Here is a 21,533-nt window from a genome sequence, read left to right as displayed (position 1 = left end):
GCTGAAGTCCGACACGGCTACCCCCGGTCGCCGGCCAGGGCAGAGGACAGGACCGCGCAGACGTGCTCGGCCTGCTGGACGCTCATGTGGGGGAACATCGGCAGGGACAGGATCTGGCCGGCCGCGAGCTCGGCGACCGGCAGCGGCTGGCGGGCGAACCGCCGGTACGGCTCCTGCAGGTGGCAGGGCACCGGGTAGTGGATGCCGGTCTCCACGCCGGCGGCGGCCAGGGCCTGCTGCGCCTCGTCCCGCCGGTCGGTCCGCGCGACGGCGAGGTGGTAGACGCTGGGCGTGCCGGGGCGCTCGGCGGTCAGCTCGATGGCCTCCCGCGGCAGGCGCTCGCGGTAGATCCCGGCGATGGCGCGGCGCGCGCGGGTCCAGTCGTCGAGGCGCGTGAGCTTGAGGGAGAGCACCGCGGCCTGGAGCGCGTCCAGCCGGCTGTTGGTGCCGATGGCGTCGTGCAGGTAGCGGTCCTCGAGGGCGCGGCCGTGGTCGCGCAGCGAGCGCAGCCGGTCCGCGAGCGCGCCGTCGGAGGTCGTGATGGCACCACCGTCGCCGAACGCCCCGAGGTTCTTGCCGGGGTAGAAGGAGAAGCTGCCCGCGACGCCGAGCGACCCGGCGGGGCGCCCGCAGTGCCGTGCCCCGTGCGCCTGCGCGGCGTCCTCGACGAGGGCGATGCCGGCCCGCGCCGCGACCCGGGCGAGGGCCGTCATGTCCGCCATCTGCCCGAAGAGGTGGACGGCGATGACCGCCGCCGTCCTCGGGGTGAGTGCGGCCTCCACCTGTGCCGGGGCGACGAGCAGCGTGAACGGGTCCACGTCCACGAACACCGGTGTCGCCCCGGCCAGCACCACGGCCTCGGCGGTCGCGATGAAGGTGTTGGCGGGGACCACGACCTCGTCCCCGGGCCCGATCCCGAGGGCCCGCAGGATGAGGTGCAGGGAGTCGGTGCCGTTGCCCACGGCGACCGCCTCCCGGCTGCCGCAGTAGTCGGCCCACTCCTGCTCGAAGCGGTCCACCACGTCTCCGCCGACGAACCGGTGGCTGTCCACCACCGTCGCCCAGGCGGCGTCGAGCTCGGCGCGGATCTCGGCGGTCTGCCCGGCGAGGTCGGCGAAGGGCACCCGCAGGGTGGGCCGGCCCTCGACCGCGGCGCTCACGACAGGCTCCCGATCAGGGAGCTCTCGCCGTGGTCGGGGGGCTCGGTCCCGGCCGCACCCGCCGGGCTCCCGGCCCGGCTCCGGGCCCGGCTCACCACCTGGCTCACCGTGCGGGACGGCTCCCGGACCTCGTCGACCCACACCCGCCGGCCCTCGCGCAGCGAGATCTGGAGCGACTCGAGGACCTCGACCACGGCCAGGCCGTTGGCGCCGTCGGTGCTGGGCTTCGCCCCGGTGCGGATGCACTCCAGGAAGCTGCGGTCCTCGACGAGCAGCGGCTCCTCGAAGTCGAGGTAGGGGACCGTGATGTCGCCGTAGCGGTAGGACATCGGCGGCTGGGTCAGGTCCTGGTCGTCGGCCGAGGCGGTGACGCCCTTGTCGAAGATGCGCAGCCGCTCGTCGACGGCGATGTCGTCGTAGACGGCCATCTTGCGGCTGCCCACGACGGTCACCCGCCGCACCTTGTAGGGGTCCAGCCAGCTGACGTGGATGTTCGCCGACAGCGCCAGGTCGGGGTAGAACAGGCGCAGGTAGGCCACGTCCTCGAACCGGCGGTGGGCGTGGCAGGCCCCCCACGCGTGGACCGACTCGGGGGCGCGCCCCAGCACGTGGTTGATGATCGAGATGTCGTGTGGGGCCAGGTCGAAGATGACGTTGACGTCGCTCTGGTAGAGCCCGAGGTTCAGCCGCGCCGTGTCGATGTTGTAGAGGTCGCCGAGCTCGCGCTGCTCCACCAGCTCGCGCAGCTTCCTGACGGCGGAGTTGTGCTCGAAGGTGTGCCCGACCATGAGCGTGACCCCGGCCTCCTCGGCCGCGGCGACGATGCGACGGGCGTCCTTGCTCGTGGTGGCCAGCGGCTTCTCCACGAGCACGTGCTTGCCGGCGGCGATGGCGGCCAGCGCGAGCGGGGCGTGGGAGGTCGGCGGGGTCGCGAGGACGAGCGCGTCCACCTCGGGCAGTGCGGCGCCGAGGGTCTCGAAGGCCAGGGCGCCGGGGAAGCCGCGCATCAGGTTGGCGGTCCGGTCCACGCGGGAGTCGATCATCACCACCTGCGAGACGTCGCCCAGCGACTGCAGCACCCGCAGGTGCTTGGACCCCCAGTACCCGCAGCCGACGACACCCACCCGGAGCCCACTCGAGGTCTTCATGCGATCTCCTGTCATCTGACCGATTCCCCTCGCTGCTGCCGCTGTTCGACCGCGGGCGTGCGCTTGCCTCATCACTTTCACCGACACGGCGGGGCGAGCCCTCGCCCGGCATGGGGAGAGGGCGTGCGCTGATCACGGGACGCACCGGGGCGTGGGTGCATGAGCGGCGCTCGCTCACCTGGCATCAGCGCCGGGAGGTTGACAACTCGCTGGATTCAGGACCGGGCCCTGCGCCGGGGAGGGCGCCGGACACGGGTGTCACGTCCCCCGCGCCGCCGACAAGGCAGGTCTGCGGGCGGCAGGCTGCGAGGCCGCCCACCGCGGACGACGGGTATGCCGGGTGGTCGGCTCAGTCGCGCCGCAGGCCGGCCAGTGCGCTGCCGAGCGCGCGGCCCAGGGCGACGAAGGGCGCCCGCAGCCCCTGACCGGCAGCCGCGCGGCTTCGACGCAGCTGGGCGACCCCGCTGCTGGGCCAGACCATCGCCCGGAGCCGGACCCAGCCGGGCCGGGTCGGGGCCACCGCATGCAGGACGCGACGGACGTCCGCGCCGACGTCGGGGACCCCGGCCGCGACCGCGGGCGGGGCGTAGCGGGCGCGCTCGAGGGTGCCCAGCACCCGGCCGAGGGCCTGCGCCCCGTCCTCGTCGAGGTAGGCCTCGCGGACGTAGTGGTCGTGCAGCTGCCGCGGGGTCTGCGTGGGAGGGCAGGGCATCCCGAGGTCGGCCAGCCGCTCGGTGAGGGACACCCACTCGGCCTCCACGAGGGCTGCGCCGTCGCCCGCGCCATGCCGGCGCCGCCGGCGTGACCAGGCCGCCCCGGCCGGGACGACCACGGCCCCGACCAGGCCCACCAGGGCCGCCAGCAGGACGAGTCCCCACCCGCGGGGCAGCCGGTCGGTCCACGGCCGGCCCGCCCCGGTCGCGACAGGCCTGGCCGGTCCGTTGGTCAGCTTGTCGGAGGTGTCGAGCAGGTCGCCCTTGTGGGTCGTGGTCCCACGCCTGGTCGTCGCGCCGTCGGTGGGGCGTCCCGACTCGCCCGCACCCCCGCTGAGGACGGTGGCGTAGGTCGGAGCGGCGCCGCTGCGCGAGGCCGGGGTGGGCTCGAACCGCAGCCAGCCGATCCCGTCGAGGTAGAGCTCGGGCCAGGCGTGCGCGTCGGCGACGGCGACGGTCCACAGCCCCCGGTCCACGTGGCCGGGCAGGAAGCCGTAGGCCATCCGGGCGGGGATGCCCAGGGCGCGAGCCATCATGACCATCGCCGTCGCGAACTGCACGCAGTAGCCCTGCCGGGTCACGAGGAAGTGCGAGAGCGGGTCCATCGCCACGGGCCGCCCGGCCGCGTTGCGCACCGGCGGAGCAAGGGTCAGGGAGTAGGAGAAGCCGCCGTTGGAGCGCAGGAACTCCTGGATGGCGAGCGCCCGGTCGTAGGGGGTCGAGTGGCCCCGGGTCACCGACCGCGCCAGCTCGGTGACCCGGGCGCCCGAGGCCGCGTCCACCTGCAGGTCGCGGGAGTCCACGACCCGGTTGTCCGTGCCGGGCAGTGCGGCCCGCAGCGTCGCGGGGTCGGGCTCGACGTCCCAGAAGGAGACCTCGTAGTCCTTGACCTGGTCGGCGGTGTAGATCGTCTGGGTGCTGTTGTCCAGGCCCCAGCTCACGCCCCCGAGGTCGCCCCCGACCAGGGGGTAGGGCGCGGCGAGGTTCGGTCGCTGGAGCACGTTGCCCTGGACGGTCATGAGGTAGCGCGTCTTGGGCACCGACGGGGCGAGCCCCGTGGGGGAGGGGACCGAGGGGTCAGGGCTGGAGGCGATCCGGTCGACGTTGCGCCGCGGCGGCAGCCACGTCCCGTCGACGTAGGTGGAGCTCACGAGGACGCGCAACGGCGGCGGGAAGGGGGCGTCGGTGCGATAGGTCAGGACCGGGTCGGTGCTGCGGTCGGCGAGGTCGCGGGCGAGGTCCAGGCTCTGGTTGAAGCCGACGCTGCCACCGCCCCCGGCGCTGTCGGCGTCCCGGCCGAGACCGGAGAGCAGGAAGCGGGTGGGCAGGTGGGGCAGTGCCAGCGGGACCAGGAGGGCCGCGACGATCGCGGCCACGCCCAGGGACCGGCCCAACGCCGCGGCACCGCCGGTGTCGGCGTCGCCGCTGGAGGCCACCGGCGTGATCGGGGTCGCCGTGGTCGTGCTCCAGCGGCGGACGAGGGACGTGCCCTGGCGCCCCACCATGACCAGCCACACGAGCGCGAGGGCGACGAAGAAGGCCGGGTTGAGCGAGGAGCCGCTGTTGGCGGCCGAGCCGAGGAACACGGCAAGCAGCGGGAGACCGGCCAGAGGGGCCGACCGGCGCGTCACGGCGAGGTAGTCCACGGCCACGGCGAGGACGCCGGCGACGAGGCTGACCATGAGGATGAGCCCGCGGGTCGTGGGCGCCGGGGCGGTGTAGGTCTGGATGGTCTGGATCGCGTCGACGAGGAGCTGGTTGAAGGCGAGCACCGTCTCGAGCCCGGGCAGGCCGTGCCAGAGGTGGCCGCGGCCGTGCAGCCAGCCGGTGGTGACCGCGGCCGCGACGAGCTGGAGCACGGCGACCTGCCAGCCGCGCAGCCGGGCCGACCGGGCGAGCATCCCCGTCACCGCGACCACCAGCACGAGCACCAGGGCGGGGTTGAGCCACTCGCCGGTCGCGAGGAGGGTCGTCACCGGCAGCAGGGCGACGACGGTGGCCAGGGCGGCCATCCCGGCGTCGCCGGGGCGCGCGTTCATCGTCCGACCCCGATCCGGGTCGACGGCGTGCAGACCCCTGCCCATGCCCGCGCCACGGTCTCGCCGGCGCGGACCACGTGGGTGCTCCACCCGGCGGCCCGCGCCAGGTCGGCGAAGTCCTCGGCCCGGCTGCCGAGCCACTCCTTCGCGAGCTCCTCGTCAGGGACCCCGGCGGTGCGGAACGAGGAGGCGGTGAAGCCGGCGGAGGCGAAGGTCGAGGAGTCCAGCAGCAGGAGCAGGCCGACGCCCCCGGGCTGGCGCAGCGTGACCAGCTGGCGCAGCAGCTCCTCGTCGCGGTCGGCCATGACCGCGAACACCAGCCCTCCGGCGGCGGTCAGCGGGTGGGCGGCGTGCAGGACGTCGTCGAAGGTGGGTCCGGGGTCGGTGGAGGCCAGGGCGAGGGCCTCGAGCGCCGAGTCCAGGTCGACGATCTCCGCCGAGCGGCCCTCGGTGACGGACTCGTGGCTGACCATGTGCACGGCATACCCGTTGGAGGCGAGGTGCGCGGCGACGGAGGCGAGCGCGCTGACCGCCCACTCGAACGAGCCCGAGGCGCCTGCCCCGCGGTGCCCGCCGGCGCGCGAGTCCAGCAGGAGCACCGCCCGCCGGCGGGCCGGACGGTCCTCCTGGCGGACCATGAGCTCGCCCTGGTGGGCGGTCGCCGGCCAGTGGATGCGGCGCAGGTCGTCGCCGTCGCGGTACTCGCGGATCGCCACGTCGTCCTCGCCGTGCAGGGCGACCATGTGCGGGATGACGCCCTCGGCGCCGACGCCCTCGCCCCCGGCCCGGCCGCTGGAGAGCGGCTCGACCCGGGGGAGCACAAGGACCTCGGCGCTGGTGCTCAACGCCACCTGTCGGGTGGACAGGCCGAACGGGTCACGGACCCGGAAGGACAGCGGGCCCAGGCGGTGCCGCCCGCGCAGGTGCGAGCGGATGTCGTAGCTGACCTCGCGGCGCTCGCCCTGGCCCATCCGAGGCAGGACGAAGCGCGGCCGGTCCCCGAGCGCGTAGTCCACGCGCTCCTCGGCCATGAGGACCGGCGAGCGGCGCCGGCTGGTGTTGGCGAGCTCGACGACCACTGTGGCGACCTCGTCCACCGACAGCCGGGACGGCTGCACCCGGCGGTCCACCTCGAGGTCGGGCAGGGCGCGGCGGCTGGTCAGCGCGGACAGCAGCGTGAGGGCCAGCAGCAGCACGCCGATCCGGGTCAGGTCGCCGAGCCCGAGGCCCAGCCCGGTCAGCACGAGGGTGATCCCGGCGCCGACGAAGGCCCGGCCCCGGGTGGTGAGCACGTCGCGGACCCGGGTCATGGTGTCCGGCCCCGGCTGGTCATGGCGTCCACGTCTCCCCGCCCGCCCCGGCTCACCGCCCGGGCGCGGGGACGGGCACGCGGCGGACGATCTCATGGAGCACGTCGGCGGGGGTGCGGCGGGAGAGCTGGGCCTCCCCGGTGAGCAGCAGCCGGTGGGCGAGCACCGGCACGAGCAGTGCCTGCACGTCGTCGGGCAGGACGTGGTCGCGGCCGGCGAGGGCGGCGTGGGCGCGGGCGGCGCGCAGCAGGTGCAGCGACGCGCGCGGCGAGGCGCCGAGCCGCAGCGCCGGGCTGGTCCGGGTGGCCGTGACGAGGTCGACGACGTACTGCTTGAGCCCGGGGCTGGTCCACAGCGTCCGGACCGTCTCGATCAGCTTGGCCACGGTCTCGGCGTCGGTGACGGGGGAGAGCTCGTCCAGCGGTGAGGTGTCGCCGTGCGACTCCAGCATCGCGACCTCGGCGGCCGGCGAGGGGTAGCCCATGGAGAGGCGGGCCATGAAGCGGTCGCGCTGCGCCTCCGGCAGGGGGTAGGTGCCCTCCATCTCGATGGGGTTCTGGGTGGCCAGGACGATGAACGGCTTGTGCAGCTCGTAGGTCTGCCCGTCGACGGTGACCTGGCCCTCCTCCATGCACTCCAGCATCGCCGACTGCGTCTTGGGCGAGGCGCGGTTGATCTCGTCGCCGACCACGACGTTGGCGAAGATCGCGCCCTGGCGGAACTCGAACTCGCGCACGTCGGGGTTGAACACGTTGACCCCGGTGATGTCGCTGGGCAGGAGGTCGGGGGTGAACTGGACCCGGCGCACCGAGCAGTCGATGGAGCGGGCCAGGGCCTTGGCGAGCATCGTCTTGCCGACACCGGGGACGTCCTCGATCAGCAGGTGGCCCTCGGCGAGCAGGACGGTGATCGCGGTGCTGACGACGTCCGGCTTGCCCTCGATGACCGACTGCATGGCAACGCTGATGCGGCCGGCCACGTCGCCGACCAGCTCCAGGCTGTCGCGTCCCCCGCTGTCCATCCCCGACTCCAGGTCCATGACCTGATCTTGCACGAATCCGCCGTCCACGGCTCTCCTCACGCCCAAGTTCGTCCGGCCAACCGGCCAACCGGCCTTCCGGCCACACCGCCGCGGCGGCCGCTGCCAGCCGTCGCTCCACTTCACCCCACGTCCGGGAGGCCCGGTCGGTTCCGCCGTGGGCACGACGGCGCGCCGGAGCACGAGAGGTGCCTCCTCCGTCCCTGTGACGCGGCCGGCAGCGGGGAACGTTCGCCCGGTTTTCCCCCACTTTCCCCCCACCCCCGCTGACCTGCGGAAACTCCCCGGAAAAAGGCGCGGCTCTTGCCCCGAAACGGCACGTGGTGGGGGAGAGTGGGTTAAAGTGGGGCACTCAGGAGAGCATCGGCCGGCGCTGAGCCGCAGGGGAGGAGGCGCACCGTGTTCCTCGGTACGCACACGCCCCGGCTCGACGACAAGGGCCGCCTCTTCCTGCCGGCCAAGTTCCGGGACCGCCTCGCCGGAGGCCTCGTGGTCACCCGCGGCCAGGAGCGCTGCCTCTACGTCTTCCCGATGGATGAGTTCCTCCGGGTCGCCGAGTCGATGCGCCAGGCCCCGATGACCAGCAAGGCCGCCCGGGACTACGCCCGCGTCTTCCTCTCCGGCGCCTCGGACGAGATCCCCGACAAGCAGGGCCGGGTGACCATCCCCGCCAACCTGCGCGACTACGCCGGGCTCAACCGCGACTGCACCGTCATCGGCGCCGGCTCGCGCGTCGAGGTCTGGGACAGCACCGCCTGGGACAGCTACCTCGAGGGCACCGAGCAGGCGTTCGCCGACCAGGCCGAGGAGGTGATCCCCGGACTCCTCTGAGCCGCCGAAGGGCCGACCACCACCGGCCCTGCTGCCAGGTCTCCACCCGCTTCGCGTCCCGGGACACCTTCCCCGGCCCCGGGCCGCACCCCCTTGAAGCGGTTGGAGACCTGACTGCAGGACCACCCAGCTGGACCTTGACCGCTTGCGGGTCACCCGTCATACCAAGAGAAGGAAGCCCCACCCATGAACGCACGAGGGACCGCCGAGGAGCGGCACGTCCCCGTCCTGCGTGACCGCATCCTCGACCTGCTCGCGCCCGCGCTGGCCGAGCCCGGTTCGGTCTACGTGGACGGCACCCTCGGCATGGGCGGGCACAGCGAGGCGGTGCTGCAGCGCTGCCCCGAGGCCCGCGTCGTCGGCATCGACCGCGACCCCGAGGCGCTGGAGCTGGCGGGGGAGCGGCTGGCCTCCTTCGGCGAGCGCTTCATCCCCGTGCACGCCGTCTACGACGAGATCGCCGACGTGCTGGCCGACCTCGGCATGCCCCAGGTGCAGGCGGTCCTGTTCGACTTCGGGGTCTCCTCGCTGCAGCTGGACGAGGCGGACCGCGGCTTCGCCTACGCCCAGGACGCGCCGCTGGACATGCGGATGGACCAGACCCGCGGCATCACCGCCGCGGAGGTCCTCAACACCTACGACGCCCCCGAGCTCGAGCGCGTCCTCAAGGACTACGGGGAGGAGCGCTTCGCGCGCCGTATCGCGGGTGCCATCGTCCGCGAGCGGGCCAAGGAGCCGTTCACCACCTCCGCGCGCCTGGTCGAGCTGCTGCGCGCCGCGGTCCCCGCGGCCTCCCAGAAGAGCGGCGGCCACCCCGGCAAGCGCACCTTCCAGGCGCTGCGGATCGAGGTCAACGCCGAGCTGGAGGCGATCCGCACGGCGCTGCCCGCGGCCATCGACGCCCTCGCCGTCGGCGGCCGGATCGCCGTGCTCAGCTACCACTCGCTCGAGGACCGGCTGACCAAGCAGGCCCTCGCGGCCGGTGCCAAGAGCACCACCCCGCCCGGCCTGCCGGTCGAGCTGCCCGAGCACGCGCCCTACCTGCGCCTGCTCACCCGCGGGGCCGAGGAGCCCAGCGCCGCCGAGACCGCCGCCAACCCCCGCGCAGCATCGGCCCGGCTCCGGGCCGCCGAACGCACCCGGGCCACGAAGGGACACCACGCATGAGCCAGATGACGGCTGCCGCCGCGCGCGTCGGCACCGCCCGCGCACCTCGCCGGACCCCCACGCTGCCGAGCCTGCGCGTCGTCAGCGGGGCCGAGACCAAGCGCCCCGGCGCCGGGTTCGCCGTGCTGTGCATGGTGCTGCTCAGCGCCGGCCTGCTCGGCCTGCTGCTGCTCAACACCTCCCTGGCCCAGGGCGCGTTCGCGCTGCACGACCTGCAGGCGACCTCCGGGGAGCTCAGCGACACCCAGGACGCGCTGACGCAGCAGATCCAGAGCGCCGCCTCCCCGCAGCACCTGGCCAAGGAGGCCGTCGCCATGGGCATGGTGCCGGCGCAGTCCGCCGCGTTCCTGCGGCTGTCGGACGGCGCGGTGTTCGGCGTGGCGAAGCCGGCGACCAAGCAGCCGGGCTTTACCGTGATCGGGCAGGTCGTGGTCCCGCCGGTCGCCGCCAGTGCGGCCGCCGCGACCCCGGCCGCCACCCCCAGCGCACCGGCCGCCAAGGCCGGCAGCACCACGGCGGTGACGACGAAGAACGGCGTGACGACCACGGTGGTCACGACCGTCAACAGCGACGGCAGCACGACCACGACGACGACGCGGACCACCAGCGGCCACCCGAACGGCAAGGCCACCGGGCACGGCCACAGCAAGCAGGCAGCGAACACGAGGTGAGCACGTGAGCCCGAGCCGCGACAGCGGCCGGGGCGGTCCCGGAGGTCGGGGTGGCCCCGGCGCCCGCCAGCCCCGCACCGCCGCCGGCGCCCCCCGTGGCCCGCGTCCGCCCGCCGAGCGTCCCGGCCGTCCGCAGCCTGCGGGCCGTCCGGCGGCCAAGCCCCGCCCGGGGGTCCAGCGCCAGGGCGGGTCCACGGCCCAGGAGCACAGGCCGCGCCCGCCGCGGCCCCGCAGCCAAGCGCCACAGCCGCCGCGCCGGCCCTCCCGGCCGGTGCGGCTGGGCGTCGCGCACCCGCACCGCCGGGTGCGTTTCGTCATGATCGCCGTGCTGTTCGTCTTCAGCATCTTCGCCGCGCAGCTGGTCAAGATCCAGGCGCTGGACGCCTCCAAGATGGCCAGCGCCGCCCTCGGTTCGCGCCTGCTCACGGTGCAGGTCCCGGCGATGCGTGGCGACATCGTCGACGCCAACGGGGTCGCCCTGGCCACGAGCATCGAGCGGCGCAACATCACCGCCGACCAGACCGCGGTGCCCCACTACAAGAAGACCGTGGGCGGGCACTACATCACCGTCGGCGTCGCCGGGGCCGCCGAGGACCTCGCCCCGCTGACCGGCAAGTCGGTGGAGGAGCTCACCCGCATCCTCACCGGCAACCGGCTCTTCACCTACGTCGCCAAGGGGCTCTCGCCGCTCACGTGGCGCAAGATCAACGAGCTGGGCATCCCGGGCATCTACAGCGAGCCCACGACCCAGCGCAGCTACCCGACCTCCACGGCCGCGGCCTCGCTCGTGGGGTTCGTCGGCGGTGACGGCACGCCCGGCGGCGGGCTGGAGCTGATGATGAACCGCCAGCTCAGCGGCAAGGGGGGCAGCCAGGTCTACGAGCGCTCCGGTGACGGCCGGATGATCCCGACGGGGGAGCAGTCGATCACCCCGGCGGTGCCCGGCCACACCGTGCAGCTGACGATCAACAGCGACCTGCAGTGGTACGCCCAGAACGCCATCGCCCAGAAGGTGCAGCAGACCAAGGCGCTGTCGGGCACCGTCGTGGTGGAGAACGTGCACACCGGCCAGCTGCTGGCCGTCGCGAGCTACCCCACGTTCGACCCCAACAACATCGCCCAGGCGCGGGGCAACCTGGACAACCGCGCCTTCGACGAGGTCTTCGAGCCGGGGTCCACCGGCAAGGTCATGACGTTCTCCTCGGCGCTGCAGGAGGGCGTGGCCACGCCGACGACCCCCGTGACCGTCCCCAACACGCTGCCGCGGGCCGGCACGACCTTCCACGACGCCGAGAACCACGGCACCGAGCACCTCACGGCGGCCGGCGTGCTGGCCCAGTCGAGCAACATCGGCACCATCGAGCTCGGGGAGAAGATCTCCGCCGACACGCTGCACCGCTACTTCACGAAGTTCGGCATCGGTCAGGGCACCGGCATCCACTTCCCCGGCGAGAGCGCCGGCCTGCTCACCCCGGTCAAGGACTGGAGCGGCTCCCAGCGCTACACCGTGATGTTCGGCCAGGGCCTGTCCGTCAACGCCATCCAGGCCACCGGCGTCTTCCAGACCATCGCCAACAACGGCGTGCGGATGCCGCCGACCCTGGTCAACAGCGTGCGCAACCCCGACGGGTCGCTGGCCGCGCTGAGCCGGCCGACCCCGGTGCGGGTCGTCTCGCCGGCCGTCGCCTCACAGGTGCGCACGATGCTCGAGGGCGTCGTCAGCAGCGAGGGCACGGCCCCGGAGGCCCGCGTCGAGGGCTACCGGGTCGCTGGCAAGACCGGCACCGCCGATCGCTACGACCCCACCGTCGGCGGCTACCGCGGCAAGACCGCCTCGTTCATCGGCTTCGCGCCGGCGGACAAGCCCGAGATCGTCGTGGCCGTCATCGTCCAGCGGCCGACCACCGTCTACTTCGGTGGCCTCGTCGCGGCCCCGGTGTTCTCGCAGGTCATGACCTACGCGTTGCAGGCCTACAAGATCCCTCCGACGGGCACCACTCCGCCCACCATCAAGCTCAGGACCGACGGGCAGTAACGTCTCCCCGTGGTGAGTGTGGCCCCCCGACCCCAGTCCCTGCGCGCAGTGACCCTGACCGACGTCGCTGCGTCCGCGGGTGCCCCGGCGACGCCGCAGATGGAGGCGGTCGCCGTCAGCGGCGTCACGCACGACTCGCGCGCCGTCCAGCACGGTGACCTGTATGCCGCGCTGCCGGGTGCCAACGTCCACGGCGCCGCCTTCGCGGCGGCCGCGGTGAGCCTCGGCGCCCGCGCGGTCCTCACCGACGAGGCCGGTGCGGCGATGATCGCGGCCGGCGAGGCCGCCGGTCCCGCGCCCGTGCTCGTGGTGCCGGACCCCCGCGCCGTGATGGGCCACGTGGCCGACCTCGTCCACGGCCACCCCAGCCGCGCCCTGACGATGCTGGGCGTGACGGGCACCAACGGCAAGACCACCACGGCATACCTGCTCGACTCCGCCCTGCGCGCCCTGGGGCGCACGACCGGGCTCATCGGCACCGTCGAGACGCGCGTCGGCGCCGAGCGGATCAAGTCCGTGCGCACCACACCCGAGGCCAGCGACCTGCACGCCCTGCTCGCGGTGATGGTCGAGCGCGGCGCCGACACGTGCACCATGGAGGTGTCCAGCCACGCGCTGAGCCTCCACCGGGTCGATGGCGTGGTCTACGACGTCGCCGCCTTCACCAACCTCTCCCAGGACCACCTCGACTTCCACGGCTCGATGGAGGACTACTTCCTGGCCAAGGCCGCGCTGTTCACGCCGGAGCGGTCCCGTCGCGGGGTCGTCTGCGTCGACGACGCCTGGGGTGCCCGGCTGGCCCGTGAGGCGACGGTGCCGGTGGTCACGGTCGGCTCTGCCGAGGGCACGGAGGCCGACTTCCGGCTCGAGCCGGTCCCCGGCGACGACGCGGCGTTCACGCTGCGCTCGGCCGACACCACCCTCCACCTGCGTTCGGCGCTGCCGGGCGACTTCAACCGGGTCAACACCGCGGTCGCGGCCGTCGTGCTCCTGTCCGCGGGGGTCGCCCCCGCCGACGTCGAGCGGGCCCTGGCCGCCGACCCGCACGTGCCCGGGCGCATGGAGCGGGTGCTGCCGGACGGTGCCGACCCGGCGTCGGTGCCGCTGGCGGTCGTCGACTTCGCGCACACCCCGGACGCGGTCGGGCTCGCCCTGCGGTCGCTGCGGCACACCACCCCCGGGCGGCTGATCGTGGTGCTCGGTGCCGGCGGTGACCGCGACCGGGCCAAGCGCGGCCCGATGGGCGCGGCGGCGGCCGAGCGGGCCGACGTGGTCGTCGTCACCGACGACAACCCCCGATCCGAGGACCCGGCCGCGATCCGGGGTGCCGTTCTAAAGGGCGCGCGGCAGCGCGCCACCGCGCCCGGGGGAGCGGACGAGGTGCTGGAGGTCGCCGGGCGGGCCGAGGCCATCCGTCGCGCGGTCGCCCGCGCCAGCGGCCCCGACGACACCGTCGTCGTCGTGGGCAAGGGCCACGAGACCGGCCAGGAGGTGGCCGGGGTGGTCCACCCCTTCGACGACCGCGAGGAGCTGCGCGCCGCCCTGACGGGCAGCGCCGCCGACATGACCAGAGCCGCCGTGATGAGCAGCCAGGACCAGGACAGCGAGGTGAGCCCGTGATCCCCCTCCGGCTCAGTGAGGTCGCCCGGATCACCGGCGGCATCCGCCACGGCGAGGACGTCCTGGTCGACGGCCCCGTCGTCACCGACTCCCGCGAGGCCGCCGCCGGCAGCCTCTACGTCGCCCGCGTCGGCGAGGCCGCCGACGGCCACGACTTCACCGGCGGTGCCCGCGACCGCGGCGCCGTCGCGGCCCTGACCAGCCGGGAGGTGCCCGAGCTGCCGTGCGTCGTGGTCCCCGACGTCCAGGACGCCTTCGCGGCGCTGGCCCGGGACCTGGTCGACCGCAGCCCGGAGCTGACCGTCATCGGCATCACCGGCTCCTCGGGCAAGACCAGCACCAAGGACCTCATCGCCTCGGTGCTCGCCCGCCACGGCGAGACGGTCGCCAACGTCGCCTCCCTCAACGGCGAGGTCGGCGTGCCGCTGACCGTCTGCCGGGTCACGCCGACCACACGCCACCTCGTCGTGGAGATGGGGGCCCGGGGCATCGGCCACATCGCCTACCTCACCCAGGTGGTCCCGCCGCGGATCGGCGTCGTGCTCAACGTGGGCACCGCGCACATGGGCGAGTTCGGCTCGCGCGAGGCGATCGGCCGGGCCAAGTCCGAGCTGGTCCGCGCGCTGCCCGACGACGGGCTGGCCGTCCTCAACGTCGACGACCCGGTCGTGGCGGCGATGGCCGAGGTCACCCCCGCCACCGTCGTGCGGGTCGGCACCGACCCCCGCGCCGACGTGCGCGCTGAGGACATCGAGCTCGACGCCGCCGGGCGTCCCTCCTTCACCCTGTGCACCGCCCAGGGCAGCACCCGGGTCTCCCTGGGCCTCTACGGCGAGCACCACGTCGGCAACGCCCTGGCGGCAGCTGCGGTGGCGCTGCACGTCGGGATGTCGCTGGCTGACGTGGCCACGGCCCTGGCCGAGGCACGCCCCGCGAGCCGGTGGCGCATGGAGGTGCACGACCGGCCCGACGGCGTCACCGTCGTCAACGACGCCTACAACGCCAACCCCGACTCGATGCGGGCCGCCCTCAAGGCCCTCGTGGCCATGGGTCACGGACGGCGGACCTGGGCCGTGCTCGGCGAGATGCTCGAGCTTGGCGAGGAGTCCGCGGTCGAACACGACGCCATCGGGCGCCTGGCGGTGCGGCTCAACGTCTCGCGCCTCGTCGTCGTCGGCGAGGGGGCCCGCGCGATGGACAGCGGCGCCCGGCACGAGGGCTCCTGGGGCCAGGAGTCGACGTGGGTGCCGGACGCCGACGCGGCGCACGCCCTGCTGGAGCAGGAGCTCGCCCCCGGCGACGTCGTCCTGCTCAAGTCCAGCCGTGACGCCGGTCTACGGTGGCTCGGGGACCGTCTCGTCGGGGGAGCGCACTCGGAGGTTTCGTCGTGAAGGCCGTACTCCTGGCAGCAGCCATCTCGCTGGTGGTCGCGCTGCTCGGCACCCCGATGTTCATCAAGTACCTCGTCCGCCAGGGCTACGGGCAGTTCATCCGCGACGACGGCCCGACCTCGCACCACACCAAGCGGGGCACGCCGACCATGGGCGGCGCGGTGATCATCGCCGCGGCACTGTCGGCCTACGGGCTCTCCCACGTCCTGACGCTGACCCCGGTCACGATGAGTGGCCTGCTCGTGCTCTTCCTCATGGCCGGTCTGGGCCTGGTGGGCTTCCTGGACGACTACATCAAGATCTCCAAGCAGCGCAGCCTCGGCCTGCGCTCGAAGGAGAAGCTCGCCGGGCAGACCCTGGTCGCGGTGATCTTCGCCGTCCTGGCCCTGCAGTTCCCCAACAGCCACTTCCGGACCCCTGCCGCGCCGTTCGTCTCCTTCGTGCGCGACACCCCGGTCAACTTCGCCTTCGCCGGCACGCTGATCGGGCTGATCCTGTTCGTCATCTGGGCCAACCTGATGATCGCCGGCACCAGCAACGGCGTGAACCTCACCGACGGCCTCGACGGCCTGGCCACCGGCACCAGCGTCATGGTGTTCGGCGCCTACGTGCTCATCGGCATCTGGGAGTTCAACCAGAACTGCCAGACCAACCCCGGCACCAAGTGCTACGAGGTGCGCGACGCCCACGACCTGGCCCTGGTCGCCGCCTGTGTCATGGGCGCCTGCTTCGGCTTCCTGTGGTGGAACGCCTCGCCGGCCAAGATCTTCATGGGCGACACCGGCTCCTTGGCCCTCGGCGGCGCGCTGGCCGGCCTCGCCATCACCTCCCGCACCGAGCTGCTCGTCGTCATCCTCGGCGGCCTGTTCGTCATCATCACGCTGTCGGTGATCATCCAGGTCGGCTCGTTCAAGCTCACCGGCAAACGGGTCTTCCGGATGGCGCCGCTGCAGCACCACTTCGAGCTCGTCGGGTGGAACGAGGTCACCATCGTGATCCGCTTCTGGATCATCGCCGGCCTGTTCGTCGCCCTCGGCCTGGGCATCTTCTATGCCGAGTGGGTGGCGGGCGCGGCATGACCGGCACCGACGACTACGAGCCGCGGTCGGGGCTGACGCACCGCGACGCCGACTGGTCCGGCCTGCGCGTCCTCGTCCTCGGCCTGGGGGTCAGCGGCTTCGCCGCCGCCGACGCCCTGCTCGAGCGCGGCGCCGTGGTCACCGCGACCAGCACCGACGCCACCGAGGCGATCGTCGAGCGGGCCCGGATCCTGGACATCCTCGGCGCGACCGTGCACCTCGGCGAGGACGCGGTGGCGCTGCCCCCGGAGGGCACCGAGCTGGTCGTCACCTCACCTGGGGTGAGCCCCGCGAACCCGCTGCTGGTCGCGGCGGCCGCGGCCGGCATACCGGTCTGGGGCGAGGTGGAGCTCGCCTGGCGGATGCGCGCACGGTCCGGCGCGGCGCCGTGGCTGACCGTCACCGGCACCAACGGCAAGACCACGACGGTCAACATGCTCGCCTCGATCCTGCGCGCGGCCGGGCTGCGCGCCACCAGCGCGGGCAACGTCGGCACGCCGATCCTCGAGGCCGTGCTCCACCCGGACCCCTTCGACGTCATCGCCGTCGAGCTGTCCAGCTTCCAGCTGCACTGGTCCCGCTCCATCTCGGCGGTCGCCTCGGCGTGCCTCAACGTCGCCCCCGACCACGTGGACTGGCACGGCTCGCTCGAGGAGTACCAACGGGCCAAGGGCAAGGTCTACGAGAACACCCAGGTCGCCTGCATCTACAACGTGCAGGACCCGGCCACCGAGCAGCTGGTGATGGACGCGGACGTCGTCGAGGGGTGCCGGGCGGTCGGCTTCACCCTCGGCGTGCCCGGACTGTCGATGGTCGGGCTGGTCGACGACGTGCTGGCCGACCGGGCCTTCGTCGCGGAGCGGCAGACCTCTGCCGCCGAGCTGTGCACGCTGGCCGACCTGCAGGGCGACGCGCCCTCGGTCGCCCCGCACTACGTCGCCAACGCCCTGGCTGCGGCGGCGCTGGCGCGCGCCTACGGCGTCAGCCCGCTCGCCGTGCGGGACGGGTTGCGGGCCTTCCGCCCCGACCCGCACCGGATCGCCGACGTCGCCACCGTCGCCGGGGTGCGCTTCGTCGACGACTCCAAGGCCACCAACCCGCACGCCGCCGAGGCCTCGCTGCGGGCCTTCGAGCACGTCGTCTGGGTGGCCGGCGGCCAGCTCAAGGGCGCCGACGTCGACGCCCTCGTGGCCTCCGTCCACGACCGGCTGCGCGGCGTGGTGCTCATCGGGACCGACCGCGCGCTCATCGCGCAGGCCCTCGCGCGACACGCGCCGGATGTGCCCGTCGTCGACGTCGCGAGCACGGACACTGGCGTCATGGACACGGTGGTGCAGCAGGCGGCCGCGCTCGCGCAGCCCGGTGACGTGGTGCTGCTCGCGCCCGCAGCGGCCTCGAAGGACATGTTCGCCAGCTACGGCGCCCGCGGCGAGGCGTTCGCCCAGGCAGTGCAGCGCCACGCCGCCGGCGGGGGACCCGAGGCGTCGTGAGCACGACCACCCCACCGGTCCGGCCGGCGACCCGGCCGGGGGCGACGGTGCCGCCGCCCCTGGGCCGGCTCTCCCCGCTCATGGAGCGCCTGGAGTCGCCGGTCACGACCTACTACCTGCTCGTCGGGGCCACCGCGCTGCTCGTGGTCATCGGACTGGTCATGGTGCTCTCCGCCTCGAGCGTGACCTCCTACAAGGAGACGCACTCCTCCTACACCGTCTTCCTCAACCAGCTGCGCTTCGCGGTGATCGGGGTCGTCGGAGCCGTCATCGCCAGCCGTCAGCCGGTGCGCCGGTGGCGGCGGGTCGCACCCATCCTGCTGGTCGCCGCCATCTTCCTGCAGGGCACCGTGTTCAGCCCGCTGGGCGTGTCCGTCCTGGGCAACCGCAACTGGATCCGTGTCGGCGGCATGCAGCTGCAGCCCTCGGAGTTCGCCAAGATCGCCCTCATCCTCTTCGGCGCCACCGTGCTCAGCTCCAAGCGCCGGCGGCTCGGGGAGTTCAAGCACGCCGTCGTCCCACTGGTCTTCCCGGCCTCGGTCCTGGTCATCGGCCTCGTCCTCGCCGGCAAGGACCTGGGCACCGGCATGGTGCTGCTGGCCATCGTCGCCGGCATGCTCTTCGCCTCCGGGGTCCCCGCGCGCATGTTCGCCTTCGCGGGCGGTGGTGCCGTGCTGCTCAGCCTCGTCATGGTCGTCACCAGCGCGAACCGCATGACCCGCATCCACTCCTGGCTCAGTGGCGGCTGCACCGACCCCACCGCCGGCAACTGCTGGCAGACCGTGCACGGTCAGTACGCCCTGGCCGACGGCGGCTGGTGGGGTGTCGGCCTCGGCGCCAGCCGCGAGAAGTGGGCCTGGCTGCCCGAGGCGCACAACGACTTCATCTTCGCCATCATCGGCGAGGAGCTCGGCCTGCCCGGGACCCTCGTCGTCATCGGCCTGTTCGCGGTCCTCGCCATCGCCTGCTACCGCCTGGTGCTGCGCAGCGACGACTTCTTCACGCGGGTCGCCACCGCCGGCATCATGGTGTGGATCCTGGCCCAGGCCGTGATCAACATCGGTGCCGTCATCGGCCTGCTGCCGGTCATCGGCGTCCCGCTTCCCCTTGTCTCCAGCGGTGGTTCGGCGCTGGTGACCACCCTGTTCGCCCTCGGCATGCTGGTGTCCTTCGCCCGCAACGAACCGGGCTGTCGCGAGGCTCTCGCGGCGCGCCCGGGCGTCGTGCGCCGCTCGCTCGCCGTCGTCCCCCTCGGTCGGAGACCCCGTTCATGAACCCCCCTCACGCCCTGTCCTCCGTGCTCCTTGCGGGGGGCGGGACGGCAGGCCACGTCTCGCCCCTGCTGGCGCTGGCCGACTGCCTGCGCCGTCGTGACCCCGACCTGAGGATCACCGCCCTCGGCACCGACACCGGGCTGGAGTCCACCCTGGTGCCGGCCCGCGGATACGACCTGCGCACCATCCCCAAGGTGGCCTTTCCCCGGAAGCCCTCCGGCGACGCGCTGCGGCTGCCGGGCGCCCTCCGCGCGGCCGTCGCCCTGGCCGGCCGGGCCATCGACGACGTGTCCGCGGACGTCGTCGTCGGCTTCGGCGGCTATGTCTCGACCCCGGCCTACCTCGCGGCGCGCAAGCGCGGGATCCCCGTGGTGATCCACGAGCAGAACGCCCGCCCGGGCCTGGCCAACCGGCTCGGGGCGCGGATGACGCCCTGGGTGGCCACGACCTTCCGCTCCACCGTCCTGCCGCACGCCACGGCCATCGGGATGCCGCTGCGCCGGGAGATCTCGCAGCTGGACCGTGCGGCCGTGCGGTCGCAGGCGCTGGCTGCCTTCGGCCTGAGCGACCACCGGCCGACGCTGCTGGTCACCGGCGGCTCGCTGGGTGCCCAGCGGCTGAACAGCACCTTCGAGCAGCGCGTCGCGAAGCTGCGGGCCGCCGGGGTGCAGGTCCTGCACGTCACCGGCAAGGGCAAGGAGTTCGAGCCCACCGCCGGCGAGGGCCCGCCCTACGTGGTGCTGCCCTACGCCGACCGGATGGACCTCGCCTACGCCGCCGCCGACCTCGTGGTCACCCGCTCGGGTGCCGGGATGGTCACCGAGCTCACCGCGGTCGGCCTGCCGGCCGTTTACGTCCCGCTGCCGATCGGCAACGGCGAGCAGCGCGTCAACGCGGCCGACGTCGTGGCCGCCGGCGGGGGACTCCTCGTCGAGGACGCCGCGGTGACCCCGGAGTGGGTCGACGAGACGCTCATCCCCCTGGTCACCGACCCCGAGCGGCTGGCCGCCATGGCCGCCGCCGCGGTGACCGTCGGCGAGCGGGGGGCCGACGAGAAGCTGGCCGACATGGTGCAGTCCGCGGTGCGGGAGGGTGTGCAGGAATGAACTCCCGCTTCGACTTCACCGCCCCCGTGCCCGACGCCGCCTCGCTCGGCCGCGTCCACTTCATCGCCATCGGCGGCGCGGGCATGTCCGGGGTCGCCCGGGTCCTGCTCGCCCAGGGCGTGCCGGTCAGCGGCTCCGACGCCCGGGAGTCGCTGGTGCTGACCGCCCTGGCCACCGAGGGCGCCGACGTCCACGTCGGGCACGACCCGGCCCACGTCGAGGGCGCAGACACGGTGGTCATCTCCTCGGCCATCCGCGAGGACAACCCCGAGCTGCGGGCGGCCCGCGAGCGTGGGCTGCGCGTGCTGCACCGGTCCCAGGCCCTCGCGTCGGTGATGCAGGGCCGGCGCCGGGTCGCCGTGGCCGGCGCCAACGGCAAGACGACGACCACCTCGATGCTGACGGTCGCGCTCCAGCACTGCGGGGTCGACCCCTCCTTCGCCGTGGGTGGCGAGCTCGCCAAGCACGGCACCAACGCCCACCACGGCACCGGCGAGGTCTTCGTCGCCGAGGCCGACGAGAGCGACGGCTCGTTCCTCGTCTACCGGCCCGAGGTCGCCATCGTGACCAACGTGCAGCCGGACCACCTCGACTTCTACGGCACGTTCGAGGCCGTCCAGGACGCGTATGCGCGGTTCGCCGCCAGCGTCGAGCCCGGTGGCCTGCTCGTCACCTGCGCCGACGACGAGGGCGCCCGCGCCCTCGCCGGGACGGCGCGCGCCGCGGGCGTCCGGGTCCTGACCTACGGCACCGCGGCGGACGCCGACGTGCGCCTGACCGACCTCTCGGGCAGCGGCATGACCTCCGCCGCGCAGCTGCACCTGCGCGGCGGTGACCCCGACGGCACCGGCGAGGTCGTCCTGCCCCTGGCCATCGGCATCCCCGGCCGGCACAACCTGCTCAACGCGACGGCTGCCTTCCTGGCCGCGACCGCGGGTCTGGGCCAGGACCCGGTCCTCGTGCTCGAAGGCCTGGCCGGCTTCACCGGCACCCGACGCCGGTTCGAGCCCAAGGGCGAGGCCGGGGGAGTGCGGGTCGTCGACGACTACGCCCACAACCCGGGCAAGGTCGCGGCCGTGGTGGAGACCGCGCGGGAGCTGGCTGCGCCGGGGCGACTCGTCGTGGTGTTCCAGCCGCACCTGTACTCCCGCACGCGGGACTTCGCCGAGCAGCTCGCCGACGCGCTGTCGCCGGCCGACGTCGTCCTCGTGATGGACGTCTACGCCGCGCGTGAGGACCCGGTCCCCGGTGTCTCCGGCGCGCTGGTCGCCGACCGCGTCAGGCCGCCCGCCCAGGCGCAGTTCGTCGCCTCGTGGTCCGCCGTGGCCCCGGCGGTGGCGGAGCTGGCCCGTCCGGGTGACCTGGTCCTCACGGTCGGGGCGGGGGACGTGACGATGGTGGGGCCGGAGGTGCTGCGGTTGCTCGGCGAGGGCAGCCCGGCCCCGGCGGCCGGCGCGTGA

16 protein-coding genes are annotated in these 21,533 nt (G+C 73.7%); 11 read left to right on the top strand and 5 right to left on the bottom strand.

Annotated elements, in window-relative coordinates; all coding sequences use genetic code 11:
* Positions 1 to 17 precede the first annotated feature (17 nt).
* The 5 genes from AC3ANM_RS04370 to AC3ANM_RS04350 all read right to left on the bottom strand — a co-directional run bounded on the left by AC3ANM_RS04370 (position 18) and on the right by AC3ANM_RS04350 (position 7,409).
* Complete coding sequence (locus AC3ANM_RS04370; protein ID WP_488286919.1) at positions 18 to 1,160, bottom strand: DegT/DnrJ/EryC1/StrS family aminotransferase; 1,143 nt, start codon at positions 1,158 to 1,160, stop codon at positions 18 to 20.
* On the bottom strand, positions 1,157 to 2,308 hold the full coding sequence (locus AC3ANM_RS04365) for a Gfo/Idh/MocA family protein (protein WP_488286918.1): 1,152 nt from the start codon (positions 2,306 to 2,308) through the stop codon (positions 1,157 to 1,159). The genes AC3ANM_RS04370 and AC3ANM_RS04365 overlap by 4 nt, the downstream gene beginning before the upstream one ends.
* Before the next feature lie 349 nt (positions 2,309 to 2,657).
* Complete coding sequence (locus tag AC3ANM_RS04360) at positions 2,658 to 5,060, bottom strand: transglutaminase TgpA family protein (protein WP_488286917.1); 2,403 nt, start codon at positions 5,058 to 5,060, stop codon at positions 2,658 to 2,660.
* Positions 5,057 to 6,370, bottom strand: coding sequence for a DUF58 domain-containing protein (locus tag AC3ANM_RS04355; protein WP_488286916.1), 1,314 nt, complete (start codon positions 6,368 to 6,370; stop codon positions 5,057 to 5,059). Before AC3ANM_RS04355 ends, AC3ANM_RS04360 begins: the two co-directional genes overlap by 4 nt.
* Before the next feature lie 52 nt (positions 6,371 to 6,422).
* On the bottom strand, positions 6,423 to 7,409 hold the full coding sequence (locus AC3ANM_RS04350) for an AAA family ATPase (RefSeq protein ID WP_488286915.1): 987 nt from the start codon (positions 7,407 to 7,409) through the stop codon (positions 6,423 to 6,425).
* Positions 7,410 to 7,808: 399 nt separating this feature from the next.
* On the opposite strand from AC3ANM_RS04350, the gene mraZ reads away from it, so the two are divergent.
* The 11 genes from mraZ (at position 7,809) to murC (ending at position 21,533) form a co-directional block, all read left to right on the top strand.
* Positions 7,809 to 8,240 (top strand): division/cell wall cluster transcriptional repressor MraZ, encoded by a 432-nt coding sequence (mraZ, locus tag AC3ANM_RS04345; RefSeq protein ID WP_488286914.1) that lies wholly within the window; start codon positions 7,809 to 7,811, stop codon positions 8,238 to 8,240.
* Positions 8,241 to 8,426: 186 nt separating this feature from the next.
* Positions 8,427 to 9,407, top strand: coding sequence for a 16S rRNA (cytosine(1402)-N(4))-methyltransferase RsmH (rsmH, locus tag AC3ANM_RS04340; protein WP_488286913.1), 981 nt, complete (start codon positions 8,427 to 8,429; stop codon positions 9,405 to 9,407).
* Entirely contained in the window at positions 9,404 to 10,078 is a 675-nt protein-coding gene (gene ftsL / locus AC3ANM_RS04335) for a cell division protein FtsL (RefSeq protein ID WP_488286912.1), read from the top strand. The genes rsmH and ftsL overlap by 4 nt, the downstream gene beginning before the upstream one ends.
* Before the next feature lie 316 nt (positions 10,079 to 10,394).
* Complete coding sequence (locus AC3ANM_RS04330; RefSeq protein WP_488286911.1) at positions 10,395 to 12,113, top strand: peptidoglycan D,D-transpeptidase FtsI family protein; 1,719 nt, start codon at positions 10,395 to 10,397, stop codon at positions 12,111 to 12,113.
* A gap of 9 nt (positions 12,114 to 12,122) precedes the next feature.
* Positions 12,123 to 13,733, top strand: coding sequence for a UDP-N-acetylmuramoyl-L-alanyl-D-glutamate--2,6-diaminopimelate ligase (locus tag AC3ANM_RS04325; RefSeq protein ID WP_488286910.1), 1,611 nt, complete (start codon positions 12,123 to 12,125; stop codon positions 13,731 to 13,733).
* The gene (locus AC3ANM_RS04320) at positions 13,730 to 15,124 is read left to right on the top strand and encodes a UDP-N-acetylmuramoyl-tripeptide--D-alanyl-D-alanine ligase (protein ID WP_488286909.1); all 1,395 of its coding nucleotides are present in this window, start codon (positions 13,730 to 13,732) and stop codon (positions 15,122 to 15,124) included. Before AC3ANM_RS04325 ends, AC3ANM_RS04320 begins: the two co-directional genes overlap by 4 nt.
* The gene (gene mraY, locus AC3ANM_RS04315) at positions 15,121 to 16,203 is read left to right on the top strand and encodes a phospho-N-acetylmuramoyl-pentapeptide-transferase (RefSeq protein WP_488286908.1); all 1,083 of its coding nucleotides are present in this window, start codon (positions 15,121 to 15,123) and stop codon (positions 16,201 to 16,203) included. Before AC3ANM_RS04320 ends, mraY begins: the two co-directional genes overlap by 4 nt.
* Entirely contained in the window at positions 16,200 to 17,693 is a 1,494-nt protein-coding gene (gene murD, locus AC3ANM_RS04310; protein WP_488286907.1) for a UDP-N-acetylmuramoyl-L-alanine--D-glutamate ligase, read from the top strand. Before mraY ends, murD begins: the two co-directional genes overlap by 4 nt.
* Positions 17,690 to 18,967 carry a putative lipid II flippase FtsW gene (ftsW, locus tag AC3ANM_RS04305; protein WP_488286906.1) on the top strand — a complete coding sequence of 426 codons (1,278 nt, stop codon included), beginning with the start codon at positions 17,690 to 17,692 and terminating at the stop codon, positions 18,965 to 18,967. Before murD ends, ftsW begins: the two co-directional genes overlap by 4 nt.
* Complete coding sequence (murG, locus tag AC3ANM_RS04300; RefSeq protein ID WP_488286905.1) at positions 18,964 to 20,073, top strand: undecaprenyldiphospho-muramoylpentapeptide beta-N-acetylglucosaminyltransferase; 1,110 nt, start codon at positions 18,964 to 18,966, stop codon at positions 20,071 to 20,073. The genes ftsW and murG overlap by 4 nt, the downstream gene beginning before the upstream one ends.
* A complete protein-coding gene (murC, locus tag AC3ANM_RS04295) occupies positions 20,070 to 21,533 on the top strand; it encodes a UDP-N-acetylmuramate--L-alanine ligase (RefSeq protein ID WP_488286904.1) in 1,464 nt (487 codons plus the stop codon). The genes murG and murC overlap by 4 nt, the downstream gene beginning before the upstream one ends.

Source organism: Oryzihumus sp. JJN4-3R (assembly GCF_057747915.1).
Note: the sequence above shows the minus strand (reverse complement) of the source record. Positions and strands in the feature narration are given on the sequence as shown.